This is a genomic window from Kribbella sp. CA-253562 (genome assembly GCF_050942265.1).
GTDB lineage: Bacteria > Actinomycetota > Actinomycetes > Propionibacteriales > Kribbellaceae > Kribbella.
In genome coordinates this window covers 5,534,097-5,551,814 of the sequence record NZ_CP192049.1, presented here as the reverse complement: position 1 = coordinate 5,551,814, position 17,718 = coordinate 5,534,097, and the positions used below count along the sequence as shown (strand labels likewise).

The 17,718-nt window shown below is 69.8% G+C and carries 16 protein-coding genes; 12 read left to right on the top strand and 4 right to left on the bottom strand.

Annotation, left to right across the window (positions count from 1 at the left end):
* From ruvB to ACQPXM_RS26140, 6 genes are all read left to right on the top strand, one after another.
* Positions 1 to 1,053, top strand: a complete 1,053-nt coding sequence (gene ruvB, locus ACQPXM_RS26165) for a Holliday junction branch migration DNA helicase RuvB (protein ID WP_077014600.1) — start codon at positions 1 to 3, stop codon at positions 1,051 to 1,053.
* Between the two features lie 297 nt (positions 1,054 to 1,350).
* Entirely contained in the window at positions 1,351 to 1,800 is a 450-nt protein-coding gene (gene yajC / locus ACQPXM_RS26160; protein WP_432937953.1) for a preprotein translocase subunit YajC, read from the top strand.
* Between the two features lie 84 nt (positions 1,801 to 1,884).
* Positions 1,885 to 3,633 carry a protein translocase subunit SecD gene (gene secD, locus ACQPXM_RS26155; RefSeq protein ID WP_432937951.1) on the top strand — a complete coding sequence of 583 codons (1,749 nt, stop codon included), beginning with the start codon at positions 1,885 to 1,887 and terminating at the stop codon, positions 3,631 to 3,633.
* Positions 3,633 to 4,832: a protein translocase subunit SecF gene (gene secF / locus ACQPXM_RS26150; RefSeq protein ID WP_432937948.1), complete on the top strand. Its 1,200-nt coding sequence runs from the start codon at positions 3,633 to 3,635 to the stop codon at positions 4,830 to 4,832. Before secD ends, secF begins: the two co-directional genes overlap by 1 nt.
* Before the next feature lie 22 nt (positions 4,833 to 4,854).
* Positions 4,855 to 5,394, top strand: coding sequence for an adenine phosphoribosyltransferase (locus ACQPXM_RS26145; RefSeq protein ID WP_432937946.1), 540 nt, complete (start codon positions 4,855 to 4,857; stop codon positions 5,392 to 5,394).
* Between the two features lie 118 nt (positions 5,395 to 5,512).
* Positions 5,513 to 7,885, top strand: coding sequence for a RelA/SpoT family protein (locus ACQPXM_RS26140; RefSeq protein WP_432937944.1), 2,373 nt, complete (start codon positions 5,513 to 5,515; stop codon positions 7,883 to 7,885).
* A gap of 87 nt (positions 7,886 to 7,972) precedes the next feature.
* On the opposite strand, the gene ACQPXM_RS26135 is transcribed toward ACQPXM_RS26140, so the two are convergent.
* Together ACQPXM_RS26135 and map are read right to left on the bottom strand one after the other, a co-directional pair.
* A complete protein-coding gene (locus tag ACQPXM_RS26135) occupies positions 7,973 to 8,701 on the bottom strand; it encodes a phosphotransferase family protein (RefSeq protein WP_432951082.1) in 729 nt (242 codons plus the stop codon).
* Between the two features lie 129 nt (positions 8,702 to 8,830).
* Positions 8,831 to 9,613 (bottom strand): type I methionyl aminopeptidase, encoded by a 783-nt coding sequence (map, locus tag ACQPXM_RS26130; RefSeq protein ID WP_432937941.1) that lies wholly within the window; start codon positions 9,611 to 9,613, stop codon positions 8,831 to 8,833.
* A gap of 65 nt (positions 9,614 to 9,678) precedes the next feature.
* Here map and ACQPXM_RS26125 point away from each other — a divergent pair, with 65 nt between their 5' ends.
* Positions 9,679 to 9,981, top strand: coding sequence for a helix-turn-helix domain-containing protein (locus ACQPXM_RS26125; RefSeq protein ID WP_432937939.1), 303 nt, complete (start codon positions 9,679 to 9,681; stop codon positions 9,979 to 9,981).
* 138 nt (positions 9,982 to 10,119) lie between these two features.
* Positions 10,120 to 11,058, top strand: coding sequence for a DUF4037 domain-containing protein (locus tag ACQPXM_RS26120; protein ID WP_432937936.1), 939 nt, complete (start codon positions 10,120 to 10,122; stop codon positions 11,056 to 11,058).
* Here the strand turns inward: ACQPXM_RS26120 and ACQPXM_RS26115 are convergent.
* Both ACQPXM_RS26115 and ACQPXM_RS26110 read right to left on the bottom strand, forming a co-directional pair.
* Positions 11,024 to 11,884 (bottom strand): hypothetical protein, encoded by an 861-nt coding sequence (locus tag ACQPXM_RS26115; protein ID WP_432937934.1) that lies wholly within the window; start codon positions 11,882 to 11,884, stop codon positions 11,024 to 11,026. The two genes, ACQPXM_RS26120 and ACQPXM_RS26115, sit on opposite strands and share 35 nt — an antisense overlap.
* Before the next feature lie 51 nt (positions 11,885 to 11,935).
* Positions 11,936 to 13,162: a DUF349 domain-containing protein gene (locus tag ACQPXM_RS26110; RefSeq protein WP_432937931.1), complete on the bottom strand. Its 1,227-nt coding sequence runs from the start codon at positions 13,160 to 13,162 to the stop codon at positions 11,936 to 11,938.
* A gap of 312 nt (positions 13,163 to 13,474) precedes the next feature.
* Here ACQPXM_RS26110 and ACQPXM_RS26105 point away from each other — a divergent pair, with 312 nt between their 5' ends.
* The 4 genes from ACQPXM_RS26105 to aspS all read left to right on the top strand — a co-directional run bounded on the left by ACQPXM_RS26105 (position 13,475) and on the right by aspS (position 17,593).
* Positions 13,475 to 13,696 carry a hypothetical protein gene (locus tag ACQPXM_RS26105; protein ID WP_432937928.1) on the top strand — a complete coding sequence of 74 codons (222 nt, stop codon included), beginning with the start codon at positions 13,475 to 13,477 and terminating at the stop codon, positions 13,694 to 13,696.
* A gap of 72 nt (positions 13,697 to 13,768) precedes the next feature.
* Complete coding sequence (locus tag ACQPXM_RS26100; RefSeq protein WP_432937925.1) at positions 13,769 to 14,449, top strand: MBL fold metallo-hydrolase; 681 nt, start codon at positions 13,769 to 13,771, stop codon at positions 14,447 to 14,449.
* A gap of 4 nt (positions 14,450 to 14,453) precedes the next feature.
* Complete coding sequence (gene hisS, locus ACQPXM_RS26095; RefSeq protein ID WP_432937922.1) at positions 14,454 to 15,788, top strand: histidine--tRNA ligase; 1,335 nt, start codon at positions 14,454 to 14,456, stop codon at positions 15,786 to 15,788.
* Positions 15,785 to 17,593, top strand: coding sequence for an aspartate--tRNA ligase (aspS, locus tag ACQPXM_RS26090; RefSeq protein ID WP_432937919.1), 1,809 nt, complete (start codon positions 15,785 to 15,787; stop codon positions 17,591 to 17,593). Before hisS ends, aspS begins: the two co-directional genes overlap by 4 nt.
* Positions 17,594 to 17,718 lie beyond the last annotated feature (125 nt).

Here is a 17,718-nt window from a genome sequence, read left to right as displayed (position 1 = left end):
ATGGACGACAACGTCAGGCCACTGGTGTCCGCGGACGCGGTGGATCTCGAGGAACGCAAGATCGAGTCGGCTCTGCGGCCGCGCACCCTGGCCGAGTTCGGCGGGCAGCGGCGGGTCAGCGAGCAGCTCGAGTTGGTGTTGCACGCGGCTCGCGGCCGCAACCGCGCGCCCGACCACGTGCTGCTGTCCGGTCCGCCCGGGCTGGGCAAGACCACGCTGGCGATGATCATCGCGGCCGAGCTGTCGGCGCCGCTGCGCGTCACCAGCGGTCCGGCGATCCAGCACGCCGGGGATCTGGCGGCGATCCTGTCCGGGCTCAGCGAGGGCGAGGTGCTGTTCCTCGACGAGATCCACCGGATGTCCCGGCCGGCCGAAGAACTGCTGTACATGGCGATGGAGGACTTCCGGGTCGACGTGATCGTCGGCAAGGGGCCGGGCGCGACGGCCATTCCGCTGGAGATCCCGCCGTTCACGCTGGTCGGCGCGACCACGCGGGCCGGGCTGCTGCCGGGACCGCTGCGGGACCGGTTCGGGTTCACCGGGCATCTGGAGTTCTACGACGCCGCCGAGCTGGAGAAGATCGTGCACCGGTCGGCCGCGCTGCTCGACGTCGACATCACGCCGGAAGGCGCCACCGAGATCGCGTCGCGGTCGCGCGGCACACCCCGGATCGCGAACCGGCTGCTGCGCCGCGTGCGCGACTACGCCGAGGTGCGCGCCGACGGCATCGTCACGCTGGCGCTGTCGAAGGCCGCGCTCGACCTGTACGAGGTGGACCGGATGGGCCTGGACCGGCTCGACCGTGGTGTGCTCGACGCTTTGTGCCGTCGCTTCGGCGGGGGACCGGTGGGCTTGTCGACCTTGGCTGTCGCGGTCGGTGAGGAGCGCGAGACGGTCGAGGAGGTCGCCGAGCCCTTCCTCGTCCGCTCCGGCTACCTGGCCCGGACGCCGCGAGGCCGCGTCGCCACTCCGGCTGCCTGGCGCCACCTGGGCCTCAGCGTCCCCAAGAACGCCACCTTCGCGGACACCTTGTTCGACGCCGAGGACGAATAGTTGTGGAGTCGGACCAGCCAGGGCGGCCCTCGGTCAGGCCGGGCCGGGAACTCCGGACCGCGTCGTAGGCGTTGAACCTCGTGAGACCGCGCACCCAGCCCGGTCCCGCACGGGTGCGCCGCGGAGCCGGGACCGGCGTACGGGTGGCGAGTAACGCAAACGTGACCCGGTGTCATGCGGCACTTGTTGCCGCCCAGGGTTAGACTCCCCGGTGGCCTGACCTCGGGCCATCCCGTGACGACCTGCGCGCGCGCAGCGTGCCGGGCCCCCGTACTCGACGAAGGATTCTGAGTCCCGATGGAACTGCTCGCCGTACCGATGGCCTCCTCCGGGGGTGGCTCGGGCTTCACGCTCCTGCTCCCGCTGATCCTGATCGTCGGGATGATCTGGTTCATGAGCCGCACGCAGCGTAAGCAGCGTCAGCGGCAGGCCGACACCGTCGCCGCGCTGACCCCCGGCACCAAGGTGGTCACCACCAGCGGCATGGTCGGCATCGTCGAGGAGGTCGACGACGAGTACGTCACCCTCGAGGTGTCCGACGGCATGCTGGTGCAGTTCGTCAAGGCCGCGATCGGCCGGGTGATCCCGGACGACACCGCCGACGCGGTCGCCGACGAGCCGGCCGACGCCCCGGTGGAGGACCGGGTCGAGGACGAGACCCCGGCGCGCGACACCGTCGACGTCCCGGAGACGGGCGACACCAAGGCGCAGGACAAGAAGCTGCCGCCGACGCACTCCGAGAACTGAACTTCCCGTCCTATCGGCGTGCGGCGCGCCCCGGCGTCCTCCTGACACCCCGGCGCGCCCAGAAGCGCAAAGGTTGAATCTGACGTGGCAACAACGACGACCTCCCGCCCAGGACGGCTCCTGATCGTCCTGGGGGTCATCCTGGTCCTGCTGTTCGGGATCATGGGCCTGACCAAGCACTGGGAGCCCAAGCTCGGCCTGGATCTGCGCGGTGGTACCACCATCACGCTGACCGCCAAGTCCCTGGCGGGCGGCGGAGCGATCACCGCCGAGCAGCTGGCCGAGGCGAAGAACATCATCTCGCAGCGGGTCAACGGCGCGGGGGTCGGCGAGGCCGAGATCACCACCGCCGGTGGCAGCCACATCAACGTCGCCGTGCCCGGCGCCAACCAGGACAGCCTGATCAAGCAGGTCGGCCAGACCGCCCTGCTGTACTTCCGGGTCGTGTACGACGCGCAGGCGGCGGCTCCGCCACCGCCCGCGCCGACGGCCACGCCGACCGGCAAGCCGACGACCACGCCGAAGCCGAGCACCACGCCGAAGCCGTCGACCACGCTGAAGCCGCCGAGCACCACCCCGTCGCCGAACGGCCGGGCGTGGAGCAGCGCGCTCGGCGAGGCCGCGTCCCCGACGCCGACGCCGAGCGCCAAGCCGAGCACGCCGGCGACCCCGCCGGCCACGCCGCCCGCGACGCCGCCGGCCAACTCCGGCGACCCGCTCGCCTGGCAGCCCGACGCCGCCACCACCGCAGCGTTCGCGACCTTCAAGTGCGACGCGAACAACAAGCCCGAGGACAACCCGGACAAGCCGCTGTTCTCCTGCGACAAGGCCGGCACCAGCAAGTACCTGCTGGGCCCGGCGATCCTCAAGGGCACCGACCTGTCCGACGCCAGCGCGGGCATCCCGCAGGGCGGTTTCCAGTGGCAGGTCAACCTGAACTTCAACAGCGAGGGTGGCGACAAGTTCCTCAAGGCCACCACCGCGCTGTCCCAGCGCGGCCAGGGCCAGAACCTGTTCGCGATCGTGCTGGACGGCGAGACCATCTCGACGCCGAGCGTGGACAACCCGATCCCTGGCGGCCAGGCGCAGATCAGCGGCAGCTTCACCGAGGCCGAGGCGCGTGACCTGGCGAACGTGCTGAAGTACGGCGCGCTGCCGGTCTCGTTCGACATCTCCTCGGTCGAGACCATCTCCCCGCAGCTCGGTGGCGACCAGCTCACCGCCGGCATCACCGCGGGCATCATCGGCCTGGTGCTGGTGATCATCTTCTCGTTCCTGTACTACCGCGGCCTCGGCCTGGTCGTGGTCGCCTCGCTGGCGGCCGCCGCGGCCCTGACCTACGCGTCGGTGGTGCTGCTCGGCCAGGCGATCGGGTTCACCCTGACGCTGGCCGGCATCGCGGGCCTGATCGTCGCGATCGGTATCACCGCGGACTCGTTCGTCATCTACTTCGAACGACTCCGCGACGAAGTCCGTGAGGGGCGCAGCCTGCGCTCCTCGGTGGAGACCGGCTGGGCCCGGGCCAAGCACACGATCATCGCGGCCGACTCGATCTCGCTGCTCGCCGCCGTGGTGCTCTACCTGCTGGCCGTCGGCGGGGTGAAGGGCTTCGCGTTCACCCTCGGCCTGACCACGCTGATCGACCTGCTGGTCGTGTTCATCTTCACCAAGCCGCTGGTCACCCTGCTGGCCCGGACCGACTTCTTCGGCCACGGGCACAAGCTGTCCGGCCTCGACCCCGAGCACTTGGGTGTCGAGCGCCTGCCTGGCCAGATGAAACCGGCCGCCCGCCCGGCCAAGTCGACGCGCAAGCCCGTGGGAGGGGAGGTCTGATGTCGAAGCTCGGAAGCATCGGTGCGAAGCTGCACCGCGGTGAGATCTCCTACGACTTCATCGGCAAGCGCAAGCTGTGGTTCACCGTCTCGCTGATCCTGGTCGCGGTCTCGGTGATCGGCCTGGCCGTTCGCGGTCTGGCGCTCGGCATCGAGTTCAAGGGCGGCGTCGAGTACCAGACGTCGGTCCGGGTCACCGACAACACCGTCGCGGACTTCGGCGACGCCGTGAAGGCGACCAACGCCCAGGACCTCGGCGACCCGGTGGTCACCACGATCGGCGCCGACAAGGTCCGGATCCAGACCCGGCCGCTGAGCCAGGACGACATCACCAAGGTCCGCAACGCGATCGCGCAGGAAGCCGGCGTCCAGCCGAACCAGGTCAGTACGTCGCAGATCGGCGCCTCCTGGGGTGACCAGATCGCGAACAAGGCGATCTGGGCGCTCGGGGTGTTCCTGGTCCTGGTCTTCCTGGTGATCTGGGTCTACTTCCGCGAGCCCAAGGCGTCGATGGCGGCGATCCTGGCGCTGATCCACGACGTGCTGATCACGGTCGGCGTGTACGCGCTGGTCGGCTTCGACGTCACCCCGGCCACCGTGATCGGCGTCCTGACGATCCTCGGCTACTCGCTGTACGACACCGTCGTGGTGTTCGACAAGGTCCGGGAGAACACCCGCGGCATCACCGGGTCGAACCGCCAGACCTACAGCGACGCCGCCAACCTGGCCGTCAACCAGACCGTCGTACGGTCGATCAACACCACGCTGATCGCGCTGCTGCCGGTCGGATCGATCCTCGTCGTCGGTACGGCGGTGCTCGGCACGGGTCCGCTGAAGGACCTCTCGCTGGCGCTGTTCGTCGGTATCGCGGTCGGGGCGTACTCCTCGGTGTTCATCGCTCCGGCGCTGCTGGCGGCCTTCAAGGAGCGCGAGCCGGGTATGCAGGCGCTGCGCCGCCGGGTGCTCGCCAGGCGGGCCCAGCAGAGTGGAGCCGCTGTTCCCGCCGCGGCCGCCGCGGGTGCGGGCGCGCCGGCTGCCGCGATGGCAGCGACCGGTGGCGGCGCCACGGCGACCGCCGTACGGCCGCAGGACCGGCCCAAGGCCGGCACGCCGACGGCGTCGAGCCGTCCGGTGAAGCCGACCGGTGCGGCCGGCCGGCCGCAACCGACCCGTAAGCCGCGTTCCAAGCGCGGCAAGTGATCACCCGCCCGAAAGGTTGCTGATGCGCTCGCTGGAACAGGTCCTCGCCGAGGGCATCCGCGACATCCCGGACTACCCGCAGCCGGGGGTGCTGTTCAAGGACATCACCCCCCTGCTGGCCGACCACACCGGGTTCACCCAGGTGGTCGAGGCGCTGGCCGCGAGCGGCAAGGACGACGACGGCAACCCGGTGGTCGACAAGGTGGTCGGGATCGAGGCCCGCGGCTTCATCCTGGCCGCCCCGGTCGCGCTGGCGCTCGGGGCCGGGTTCGTGCCGGTGCGCAAGCAGGGCAAGCTGCCGGCCGCGACGTTCGCGGAGTCGTACGCGCTGGAGTACGGCGAGGCGACCATCGAGGTGCACCAGGACGCGTTCGCGCCCGGTGACCGGGTGCTGGTGATCGACGACGTGCTGGCCACCGGCGGAACGGTCGAGGCCTGCCTGCGGCTGATCCGGCGCTGTGGGGCCGAGGTGGTCGGCACCGCCGTCCTGCTGGAGCTGTCGTTCCTGCCCGGTCGCAAGCGGCTGGCCGACGAGCGGGTGGACGCCCTCGTCACTGTCTGACACCGGCCGTCACGCCGATCCGGCGTGTTGTCCACAGGCCGTGTCCGCCTCCTTGGACCAGACCCCCTAGACTGGTGGTCTGTCGGCGGAGGGACACAACGTGGGCGAAGACCCGGCGATGACGTCAGCGGTACCGAATGTGGTGCCGCACGAGCCTCCGCGCGCGCCGGCCCCGGTGCGCCCGGTCAGTTCGTCGCCGCCTCCTGCCGCCCAACCGCCGAGGATCGCGCCCGCCCGGGTGCGCGCCCGGCTGGCCCGGCTGGGTGGCACCCGCCATCCGAACCGGGCCCCGATGCTGGAGCCGCTGTTCCGGGTCGTCCGCGCGACCCACCCCAAGGCCGACCTGGGCATGATCGAGCGGGCCTACCGGACCGCCGAGAAGCACCACAGCGGCCAGCTGCGCAAGAGCGGTGACGCCTACATCACCCACCCGCTCGCCGTCGCGACCATCCTGGCCGAGCTGGGCATGACCGCGCCGACGCTGTGCGCCGCGTTGCTGCACGACACGGTCGAGGACACCGACTACACGCTGGCCGAGCTGACCAAGGACTTCAGCGAAGAGATCGCGATGCTGGTCGACGGCGTCACGAAGCTGGACAAGGTCAAGTACGGCGAGTCTGCGCAGGCCGAGACGATCCGCAAGATGGTCGTCGCGATGGCCAAGGACATCCGGGTGCTGGTGATCAAGCTCGCCGACCGGCTGCACAACATGCGCACGCTGGGCTTCCTGCGCCAGGAGAAGCAGGAGCGGATCGCCCGCGAGACGCTGGAGATCTACGCCCCGCTGGCCCACCGGCTCGGTATGAACACGATCAAGTGGGAGCTCGAGGACCTGTCGTTCTCGACCCTGCACCCGAAGGTGTACGACGAGATCGTCCGGCTGGTCGCCGAGCGGGCCCCGTCGCGCGACGAGTACCTGGCCTCGGTGATCGACCAGGTGCACGAGGACCTGCGCGCCGCGAAGGTGAAGGCCACCGTCACCGGCCGGCCGAAGCACTACTACTCGATCTACCAGAAGATGATCGTCCGCGGCCGCGAGTTCGGCGACATCTACGACCTGGTCGGCATCCGCGTGCTGGTCGAGTCGGTTCGGGACTGCTACGCGGCGCTCGGCGTACTGCACGCGCGCTGGAACCCGGTGCCCGGCCGGTTCAAGGACTACATCGCGATGCCGAAGTTCAACATGTACCAGTCGCTGCACACCACCGTGATCGGCCCGCAGGGCAAGCCGGTGGAGCTGCAGATCCGGTCGTTCTCGATGCACCGGCGCGCGGAGTACGGCATCGCCGCGCACTGGAAGTACAAAGAGGACCCGAACGCCCCGGCCCCCGAGGTCGGCGCCCCGCAGACCACCGAGGTCGGCGCGCCCAACGACATGCCGTGGGTCCGGCAGTTGGTCGACTGGCAGCGGGAGACCTCCGACCCGTCGGAGTTCCTCGACTCGCTGCGGTTCGAGATCAACAACTCCGAGGTCTACGTCTTCACCCCGCGCGGCGACGTGATGTCGCTGCCGACCGGATCGTCGCCCGTCGACTTCGCTTACGCGATCCACACCGAGGTCGGGCACCGCTGTATCGGCGCCCGGGTCAACGGCCGGCTCGTCCCGCTGGAGAGCACGCTCGAGAACGGCGACGTGGTCGAGGTCTTCACCTCCAAGGCCCAGGGCGCCGGTCCGTCGCGCGACTGGCTCGGCTTCGTCAAGAGCCCGCGCGCGCGCAACAAGATCAAGCACTGGTTCAGCAAGGAACGCCGCGACGAGGCGATCGAGCACGGCAAGGACGCGATCGCCAAGCAGCTGCGCAAGGAAGGCCTGCCGCTGCAGCGCCTGCTGTCGCACGAGACGCTCACCGCGGTCGCCAACTCGCTGCGCTATCCCGACGTCACCGGCCTGTACGCCGCGGTCGGGGAAAGCCACGTCAGCGCGCAAGCCGTCGTACGCCGCCTGATCGAGACGTACGGCGGCGAGGAGGGCGCGGCCGAGGACCTGGCCGAGGGTCTCCGGCTGCCGCAGACCCGCGAGCGCCGCAAGCGCACCGCCCGCGGCGACGCCGGTGTGATCGTCAAGGGCGCGACCGACGTCCTGTCGAAGCTGGCCCGCTGCTGCACTCCGGTGCCCGGCGACGAGATCATCGGCTGGGTCACCCGGGGCGCCGGCGTCTCGGTGCACCGCGCCGACTGCGCCAACGTCGAAAACCTGCAAAGCCAGCCCGAGCGCATCGTCGAGGTCGAGTGGGCCCCGACCGCGCAGTCGGTCTTCCTGGTCGCCATCCAGGTCGAGGCTTTGGACCGCGCGCGGTTGCTGTCCGACATCACCCGCGTCCTGTCGGACTACCACGTGAACATCCTGTCCGCCGCGCTCACCACGACCCGCGACCGGATCGCCAAGTCCCGCTTCACCTTTGAGATGGGCGACCCGACGCACCTCGGGCATGTCTTGAAGGCGGTTCGGTCGGTCGAAGGCGTCTTCGACGTTTACCGGGTGACGCAGTAGCTCGCTGAGGACGCCGTCCCTTGAGGACAAGCCCTCCGCCGTACGGCGGAGGGCCTCGTCTCTACCGTGGCGGCTGGGGGCCTGTCTTCAGTTCAACCCGCGCTCGCCGAGCGTGAGGTGGAGGTCGATCGCCTCGGTGTCGCGCGCGTAGATGGTCCAGCTCAGCATGCTGAGCGTGTGGTGGGCCCAGTACGTGCGCAGGGTGTCCGGCGGGATCGTGGAGTGAACGAGCTCGTCGATCCGGTCGAGCGCCGCTGCGGTCGGACGCTGCTCGACCCCGGGGACCGCTGCTGCCCAGGTCAGGTCGAACAACAGCTTCACCAATCCGAACCGGCGGTCACCGCGCGCCACGCCGAGGTTCCAGTCGACGACACCGGTGACCTCGCCGGACCGGTTGAACAGCACGTTCGGCACGGTGAGATCGGGGTGCACCAGATCGTCACCGTCGAAGGCCGTGCTGTTGGATCCGGCATCGAGCTCCTTGATCCGGTCCAGCAGACGACGGCTGCGGGCGTCGTACTGCTCGAGCAGTCCGTCAGCAGGCGGAAGCTGCAGCTGCGGTGGTGGAACATCCGGCCGGTCCGCCAGGAGGCCGGCGAAGCGGTTGTTCACCGCAACGATCGCGTCGATCGTCTTCGCATCGGGCTCGGTGATTGTGGCTCCAGGCAACTTTTCCTGAACCACCGCCGTTCGCCCGTCGCCAAGCGGGACCACAAGGTCGATCCGTGGAACCGGAATTCCACGCCCGCGGAGTTCGCCAAGCACCTCCGCCGTCTGGACCATTCGCTCCCGCGATACCTGCCCAGTGGTGACCACGCCTTCGCGGCCGTCGGGCCACCGTACGAACACCGCCCCGCCCGACTGGCCCTGCCCGGCAACGCCCGTCACCTCGAGTCCACACCCCGCCTGCCGGTTGACTGCCGCGACGAGGTTCACGCTCACCTGCTACGCCCGCACCTGCGTGGGCAAGGTGAGGATCTCCGCTCCGTCCTCGGTGATGGCGATGGTGTGTTCGCTGTGGGCCGTGCGGCAGCCGGTTGCGCTGCGTAGGGTCCAGCCGTCGGGGTCGGTGACGAGTTGGTCGGTGTCCTCCATCACCCACGGCTCCAGCGCGAGCAGCAGCCCGGGGCGGAGTTTGTAGCCGCGGCCGGGGCGGCCGGTGTTCGAGATGTGCGGATCCTGGTGCATCGTCGAACCGATTCCGTGCCCGCCGAACTCGGTGTTGATCGGATACCCCGCCGCGCTGAGGACCGTGCCGATCGCGTGCGAGATGTCGCCGATGCGAGCGCCCGGTCCGGCGGCGGCGATGCCCGCGCTCAGCGCGCGCTCGGTCGCGTCGATCAGCGCCACGCTCTCGGCGGGCCGGGAGTCGCCGACCAGGAAGCTGATCGCGGAGTCCGCGGCGATCCCGTTGGTGGAGACGGCGAGATCGAGCGTCAGCAGGTCGCCGTCGGCGAGCGTGTAGTCGTGGGGGAGTCCGTGCAGTACGGCGTCGTTGACCGACGTACAGATGTAGTGGCCGAACGGTCCGCGGCCGAACGACGGCGCGTAGTCGACGTAGCAGGACTGCGCACCGGCCTCGGCGATCATGGCCGCGGCCCACTGGTCGATCTCCAGCAGGTTCGTGCCGACCGTGCTGCGGCCGCGCAGGGTGTGCAGGATGTGCGCGACCAGGGCGCCTGCCTGCTTCGCGCGGGGCAGTTCGGTGGGGTTCAGGATCTCGATCATGCGGGCGCCTTCCGTACGTACCAATAACTATCCCGGCCATATTATCCCGGTACTAGAATCGGTTCATGGTCAGGTTGCCGCTCACTCCCGCGGAGGTCGAGCGCGGACAGCGCCTCGGCGCGCTGCTGCGGCGCGCCCGGGGAGAGCGCTCGATGCTCGAGATCGCGCTAGACGCCGGGGTCTCGCCGGAGACGCTGCGCAAGATCGAGTCGGGCCGCGTGGCGACGCCGGCGTTCCCGACCATCGCGGCGATCGCCGATGTCCTGGGGCTGTCCCTCGACGAGGTCTGGGCCGAGATCAACCAACCCGAACGCGGCGCGGAGCCGGCCGGCGCCGGTCACGACGCCCGGAAACGGCTGGCCTCGTAGGCCTCGACCCACTGCCGCCGGGCCGGATCATCGAGGAGGCGTCGATGTCAGCGTTCGTGCCCGGGGTCGAGTTGAGTGCGCGGTTCTACTGGGACGCCGTACGGCCGGTGCTGGAGTCGGCGTTCCCGGCCCTGCCGCATGCCGCCGCGCGGCTCGGAGGTGCTCGGCTTCGACGACGCGATGTCCACCGATCACGACTGGAAGCCACGGGTCCTGCTGTTCCTGCGTGAGGAGGACGAGTACGGCGACGCCGTGCGCGACGTACTGCGGCAGCAGGTGCCGTCGTCCTTCGCCAACCGGCCGACCGACTTCTCCGTCCACACCGTGGAGAGCTTCTTCCAGCAGCACCTCGGAATCGATCCGGCAGGGGAGATCCACGCGCGTGACTGGCTCACCTTCTCGGAGCAAAGCCTGCGGATGATCACCGCCGGCGCGGTCCACCACGACGAGGTGGGTTTGCGCGCGGCGCGGGAGCGGTTCGCCTACTACCCGCACGACGTCTGGCTGTATCTCCAGCTCGCCGGCTGGTGGCGGATCCACCCGGAGGTCAATCTTGCGGGCCGAGCCGGCCACGTCGGCGACGAACTCGGCTCGGCGCTGATCGGCGCGCGACTCGTGCAGGACCTGATGCGCTTGTGCTTCTTGCTGGAGCGCGAGTATTCGCCGTACGCGAAGTGGTTCGGTACGGCGTTCAATCGGTTGCCTTGCGCACCTGATCTGGCGCCGGTCCTGTCGAGGGTGCTGCGGGCCGACTCGTGGCAGGACCGCGAGCAGGCGCTGCTCACGGCGTACGAGCTGGTGGCGGAGCGCCACAACACCTCGGGCATCACGGCCCCGGTGGCCACCGAGGTCATCCAGATGTGGGACCGGCCGTTCAAGGTTTGCTGGGGGCCGTTCCCCGAGGCGCTCACCGCGAAGATCACCGACCCGGCCGTGCTCGAGATCGCGAATCAATGGCCGACCGGTGGCATCGATCAGGTCAGAGAGATCCTGTGGTCAACGGCCCAACGAAGCCAGTTGCTGGCTCTGGTCAACCAGCCCTTCACCAGCGGCGGGGGAGACGGGGTTGCTGGCTGAGGTAGCTGCCGACGGCGAGTTCGAGCGCGGGGTAGCGGCCCCAGAGGTCGGGGCGCCGGACAGAGATGATGTGCCAGCCGAGGGCAGCCAACTCATCCCGGCGACGCTCGTCGCGCACTTCCTCGCGAGGGCGAGAGTGCCAGCGATCGCTGTCGTACTCGAGCCCTAGACGGCGGCCGTCGTCGAGGGGCTGGGGGTAGGCGAGGTCGATGCGGTAGGTGCGGCCGGCGCCCGGGACCTGGAACTGAAGGGTGGGGATGGGGAAGCCCGCGTCGAGGAGCCGGAGACGGAGCCAGGATTCCCCGGGGGACTCGGCGCGGCGGTCGGCGTACTGGAGGATCTGGCGGGCTTGATAGGCGCGTGGTTGGTCTGCGGTGATGGCAACCGCACGGAGCGAGTCGAGGTCGGCGGCACCTGAGCGGAGGATGGCGTCGACGGCCGACAGCGCGAACGGGCGAGGGAGGTTCATCGCCAGATTGACGGCAGTGATGGCGGGTGAGGTGACCCGGAGGCCGGCGATCTCGACAAGGTCGGTGGCTTCGGTGGTCCAGTGCAGGCCGGGTACTTCGCTGGTGCCGAGGGCGGTGGTGTCGATGCCGTGGATCCAGGCGGCCGTCCGGCCGCAGGCCGCTGTCTCGGGAGGCAGAAGAAGCGCGACGGCTGCCGCGCGCAGTTCAGGAGTGTCGGGCACACGGGCGTCCACGTACACGCCCTTCAGCACAGGCCGAATGTCACCGGAGCCCAACAGCCACTTGAGCTTGCGGCCCACCTGGCGACCGGTGAAAGGCAGACCGCAGAAGTACAGCGGAACGTCGTACGGGAGCATCACCAAAGGATGGTCGACGACCACCCTTCGGTGATTTCAGTTGTCCACAGGTCAGCTGAACTCGGCCAGGGCGTTCTGGGCCTGGGTGAGCCATTCGCGCCGCGCCGCGATGGCTTCGCGGGCTTCCTTGGCCTTGCGGGCGTTGCCTTGGGACTCGTGTTTGGCGGCCTGCTTCTCCAGGTCGGAGATGAGGGACTGGAGTTGCTTGACCGTGGCCTCGGCGCGGGCTCGGGCTTCGGGGTTGCTGCGGTTCCAGACCTCGTCCTCGGCGGCTTTGACGGCTTGTTCGACGGCGCGCAGGCGGCTGTCGATCGTGCGCATCGAGTCGCGGGGGACCTTGCCGATCTCGTCCCAGCGGTCGAGCAGGGTGCGGAGCTGGTCGCGGGCGGCCTTCGGGTCGGTGACGGGCAGGATCGCCTCGATCTCGACCAGGAGGGCTTCCTTGGCCTGCAGGTTGGCCTGCTGTTCGACGTTCTCCTCGGCCTGGACGGCGTCGCGGGCGCCGAAGAACGTGTCCTGGGCGCTGCGGAAGCGGGCCCACAGCTTGTCGTCGACCTCGCGCGGGGCGGGGCCGGCGGCCTTCCACTGGCGCATCAGGTCGCGGAAGCGGCCGGACGTCGGGCCCCAGTCGGTCGACGTGGCGATCGACTCGGCCTCGGCGGCCAGGCGCTCCTTCACCGCGGCGGCCTCGTCGCGCTTGGACGACAGCTCGGCGAAGTGCTGCTTGCGGTGCCGCGTGTACGTCGTACGCGCGGAGGAGAACCGGTGCCACAGCTCGTCGTCGCTGGACTTGTCCAGCCGGGGCAGCGCCTTCCACTCGTCGAGCAGTTCGCGCAACCGGGTGACGCCGTGCCGCCAGTCGGTGCCGGCGGCGATGCTTTCGGCCTCGGTGGCGATCTTGGTCTTGGCCGCGCGGGCCTCCTCGACCTTCGCCGCGCGCTCGGCCTTCTTCTTCTCGCGCTGCTGGGCGACCAGGGGGGTGAGCGCCTCGAGCCGGGCCAGCAGGCCGTCCAGGTCGCCGACCGCCTGGGCGTCGGTGATCGCGCTGGTGACCTTCTTCACCGCGGCGCGGGCGTCGTCAGGTGACACCGTGCCGGCCTGGACCCGCTTCTCCAGCAGATCCACCTCGAACGCCAGCGCGTCGTACCGTCGGGTGTAGAAGGCCAGGGCCTCCTCGGGGTTCGCGTCGGGCCACTGGCCGACCGCCCGCTCGCCGTCCTTGGTCCGGACGTACACCGTTCCGTCGTCTGCTACCCGGCCCCAGCTTTCCTCGGCCACAACTCGCCCCTTCCGGCGGTATGCACTGCGCTCGTGCCCATTCTGGTCGGCCGCTGGTTCAAGTCGGGTTTCAGGGCCGCCCCGGGCGCGTCGAGAACTTGTCCCGACAGTTATCACTGAACAATCACAAACAAGCAGCCCTGACGCAACGGGGTTGCCGTCACAATCCGGCCTACTCCGCGCGGGGGCGGCCACGCGGGCCGGTACTGTCTGCTTGAAATCTGAATCACGGGAACGGGGCGAATCATCAACCGCTGATGAGCGGCGACCTTTCCGCTGCACCTGGCCGAGTGGGCCCGTGAGGAACTGGCCGTGCTGGCGAACCTCGGCTCGCCTGCCACGCCGGACCGGCCGGTGCAGATCGGCGCTGATCGCGATCAGTTCCGCGCCGCCGCCGATCAGCTCGTCGTCCGCGACCTGGTGGAGCAAGCCGTCGGCCGTCCGGTCGACATCGCGGCCGCGTGCGGCCTCGGGCGCCGTACGCCGGAACAGGCCGTCGACGCTGTCGCGCGGATGCGGGCGCTGGTGGGCTGAATCCCGGTACGTGGCGACGCCGGGCCGACCGGTAACCTTGGATGGTCCCGCACCGATCCAGGAAGGCCAGCCGTGCTCATCGCCGGGTTCCCCGCGGGGTCGTGGGGTACGAACTGCTACGTGGTCGCCACCGGCCAGGGCGCGGAGTGCATCGTGATCGACCCCGGTCAGGACTCCGCGCCGGGCATCGAGCAGGTCGTTCGGGAGAACAAGCTCAAGCCGGTCTCCGTGCTGCTCACGCACGGTCACCTCGACCACATGTTCTCCGTCCTCCCGGTCTGCGGCACGTACGACAGCACCGCCTGGATCCACCCCGACGACCGGCACCTGCTCAGCGACCCGGTGGCCGGGGTCAGCCCGGAGACGGCTCGGATGCTGCTCGGCGGCGACCACAAGTTCGCCGAGCCCGACGACGTCGCCGAGCTGAAGGACGGCCAGGCGCTGGAGCTCGCCGGGTTGCGGTTCACCGTCGACCACACCCCGGGCCACACCCGCGGCTCGGTCACCTTCACCACCCCGTACGACGGGCCGGAGGACGTGCCGGCCGTGCTCTTCTCCGGTGACGTGCTGTTCGCCGGGTCGATCGGCCGGACGGACCTGCCCGGCGGCGACCATCCCACGATGCTGCATACGCTGGCCACCAAGATCCTGCCGATGCGCGACGAGATCGTCGTGCTGCCGGGTCATGGTGGCCAGACGACCATCGGCCGGGAGAAGGCGACCAACCCCTACTTGCAGGACCTGGAGAGTTAGAGCAATGAGCAAGGTGACCCCGATCAGCGGGTTTCCGGAGTTCCTTCCGTCGGACCGGATCGTCGAGCTGCAGTTCCTCGACACGATCCGGGAGACGTTCGAGCTGCACGGTTTCGCCTCGATCGAGACCCGCGCGGTGGAGCCGGTCGAGCGGCTGTCGAACCAGGGCGAGGACGCGGACAAGGAGATCTACGGCGTCCGCCGGCTCGCGGCCGGCCCGGACGACGACGGCGCGGGCCTCGGGCTGCACTTCGACCTGACCGTGCCGTTCGCGCGCTACGTACTCGAGCACGCCGGCAAGCTCGCGTTCCCGTTCCGCCGGTACCAGATCCAGAAGGTCTGGCGCGGCGAACGCCCGCAGGAGGGCCGCTACCGCGAGTTCACCCAGGCCGACATCGACGTGGTCGACAGCGGTGAGCTGCCGAACCACTACGAGGTCGAGCTGCCGCTGGTGATCGCCGACGCGCTGCGCCGGCTGCCGGTGCCGGAGTTCGTGATCAAGGTCAACAACCGCAAGATCCCCGAGGGCTTCTACCGCGGGCTCGGCCTGGACGACGTGACCACGGTGCTGCGGATCGTCGACAAGATCGACAAGATCGGCCCGGACAAGGTCGTCGAGCGTCTGGTGGAAGCCGGTGCGACCGACAAGCAGGCCAAGCTGGCGGTCCAGCTGGCCGACATCTCCAGCACCGACACGTCGTTCGTCGAGCAAGTGCGGGCGCTCGGCGTCGAGCACGTGATCCTCGACGAGGGCTTGGAGCAGCTCAGCCAGGTGATGGCGGCCGCCGCCGAGCACGCGCCCGGCCTGCTGATGGCCGATCTGCGGATCGCCCGCGGCCTGGACTACTACACCGGCGCCGTCTTCGAGATCTACCTGGTCGGCCAGGAGTCGTTCGGCTCGGTCGGCGGCGGCGGCCGGTACGACGCGCTCGCGTCGGACGGCAAGACGACGTACCCGGGCGTCGGCATCTCGATCGGCGTCTCCCGGCTGGTGCACCGGCTGGTCGGCCAGGGCCTGGTCAAGGGCAGCCGCAGTACGCCGACCGCCGTGCTGATCGCGTTGACCGCCGAGGAGGACCGCGCCGAGGCGATGCGTACCGCGGCGCAGCTGCGCGGCCGGGGCATCCCGGTCGAGGTGGCGCCGGCGGCGGCGAAGTTCGGCAAGCAGATCAAGTTCGCGGATCGTCGCGGTATCCCGTTCGTGTGGTTCAGCACCGACAACGGGCCCGAGGTGAAGGACATCCGCAGTGGCGAGCAGGTGCCGGCCGACCCGGCCACCTGGGCGCCGCCCGCGCACGACGTACGACCCAGCATCGAAACCCCTCAGGAGAACTCGTGATCCGTACCCATTCCGCCGGCTCGCTCCGGGCCGAGCACACCGGGCAGACCGTCACCCTGGCGGGCTGGGTGGCGCGGCGGCGCGATCACGGCGGCGTGGCGTTCATCGACCTGCGCGACTCCAGCGGCACCGTGCAGGTGGTCATCCGGGACGAGGCCGCCGCGAGCGGACTGCGTTCGGAGTACTGCCTGAAGATCGTCGGCACGGTCGCGGCCCGGCCCGAGGGCAACGCGAACCCCGACCTGCCGACCGGTGAGATCGAGATCATCACCGACGAGATCGAGGTGCTCAGCGAGGCCGCGCCGCTGCCGTTCCCGGTCGAGGAGCACCACGCGACGCCGGTGAACGAGGAGGTCCGCCTCAAGTACCGCTACCTCGACCTGCGCCGCCAGGGCCCGGGGTCCGCATTGCGCCTGCGCAGCAAGGTGAACAAGGCCGCCCGCGACGTGCTGGCCAAGCACGACTTCGTCGAGATCGAGACGCCGACGCTGACCAAGTCGACGCCGGAAGGCGCCCGCGACTTCCTGGTCCCGGCGCGCCTGCAGCCCGGCTCCTGGTACGCGCTGCCCCAGTCGCCGCAGCTGTTCAAGCAGCTGCTGATGGTGGCCGGGATGGAGCGGTACTACCAGATCGCCCGCTGCTACCGCGACGAGGACTTCCGCGCCGACCGGCAGCCCGAGTTCACCCAGCTCGACGTCGAGATGAGCTTCGTCGACCAGGACGACATCATCGCGCTGTCCGAGGAGATCCTGGTCGAGCTGTGGAAGCTGGCCGGGCACGAGGTGCAGACCCCGATCCAGCGCATGACGTACGCCGAGGCGATGGCCCGGTTCGGCTCCGACAAGCCCGACCTGCGGATGGGCCTGGAGCTGGTCGAGTGCACCGACTACTTCAAGGACACCCCGTTCCGGGTCTTCCAGGCGCCGTACGTCGGTGCCGTGGTGATGCCGGGCGGCGCCGACCAGCCGCGCAAGCAGCTGGACGCGTGGCAGGACTGGGCCAAGCAGCGCGGCGCCAAGGGACTGGCGTACGTGCTGATCGGCCAGGACGGCGAGCTGGGTGGTCCGGTCGCAAAGAATCTGTCCGAGCAGGAGCGGGCCGGTCTGGCCGACCACGTCGGGGCGAAGCCGGGGGACTGCGTGTTCTTCGCGGCCGGCCCGGTGAAGTCGTCGCGCGCCCTGCTCGGCGCGGCCCGGCTGGAGATCGGCCGCCGCGGCGGACTGATCGACGAGTCGGCCTGGTCGTTCGTCTGGGTGGTCGACGCGCCGCTGTTCGAGCCGGCCGACGACGCGACCGCCGCGGGTGACGTCGCGGTCGGGTCCGGCGCCTGGACGGCGGTGCACCACGCGTTCACCTCGCCGAAGCCGGAGTCGCTGGACACCTTCGACACCGACCCGGGCTCGGCGCTGGCCTACGCCTACGACATCGTCTGCAACGGCAACGAGATCGGCGGCGGCTCGATCCGTATCCACCGCGAGGACGTGCAGAAGCGCGTGTTCAAGGTGATGGGGCTGTCCGACGAGGAGGCGACCGAGAAGTTCGGCTTCCTGCTCGACGCGTTCAAGTTCGGCGCGCCGCCGCACGGCGGCATCGCGTTCGGCTGGGACCGGATCACCGCGCTGCTGGCCGGCGCGGACTCGATCCGCGACGTGATCGCGTTCCCGAAGTCCGGCGGCGGCTACGACCCGCTGACCTCGGCGCCGGCGCCGATCACCCCGGAGCAGCGCAAGGAGGCAGGCGTCGACGCGAAGCCGGAGCCGAAGGGCGAGGCGAAGGGCGAGGCGAAGGCCGACGCCAAGAGCTAGTCCCGAGAGCTGGGTTGTCCTCTTGAGCAACCCGACGGACTCGGTGGGAAAGTGACAACGCCGTGGGAATCACCTGACAGGTTCCCACGGCGTTCCCGTCCCGACGGCCGACGTGACGCTGGCCG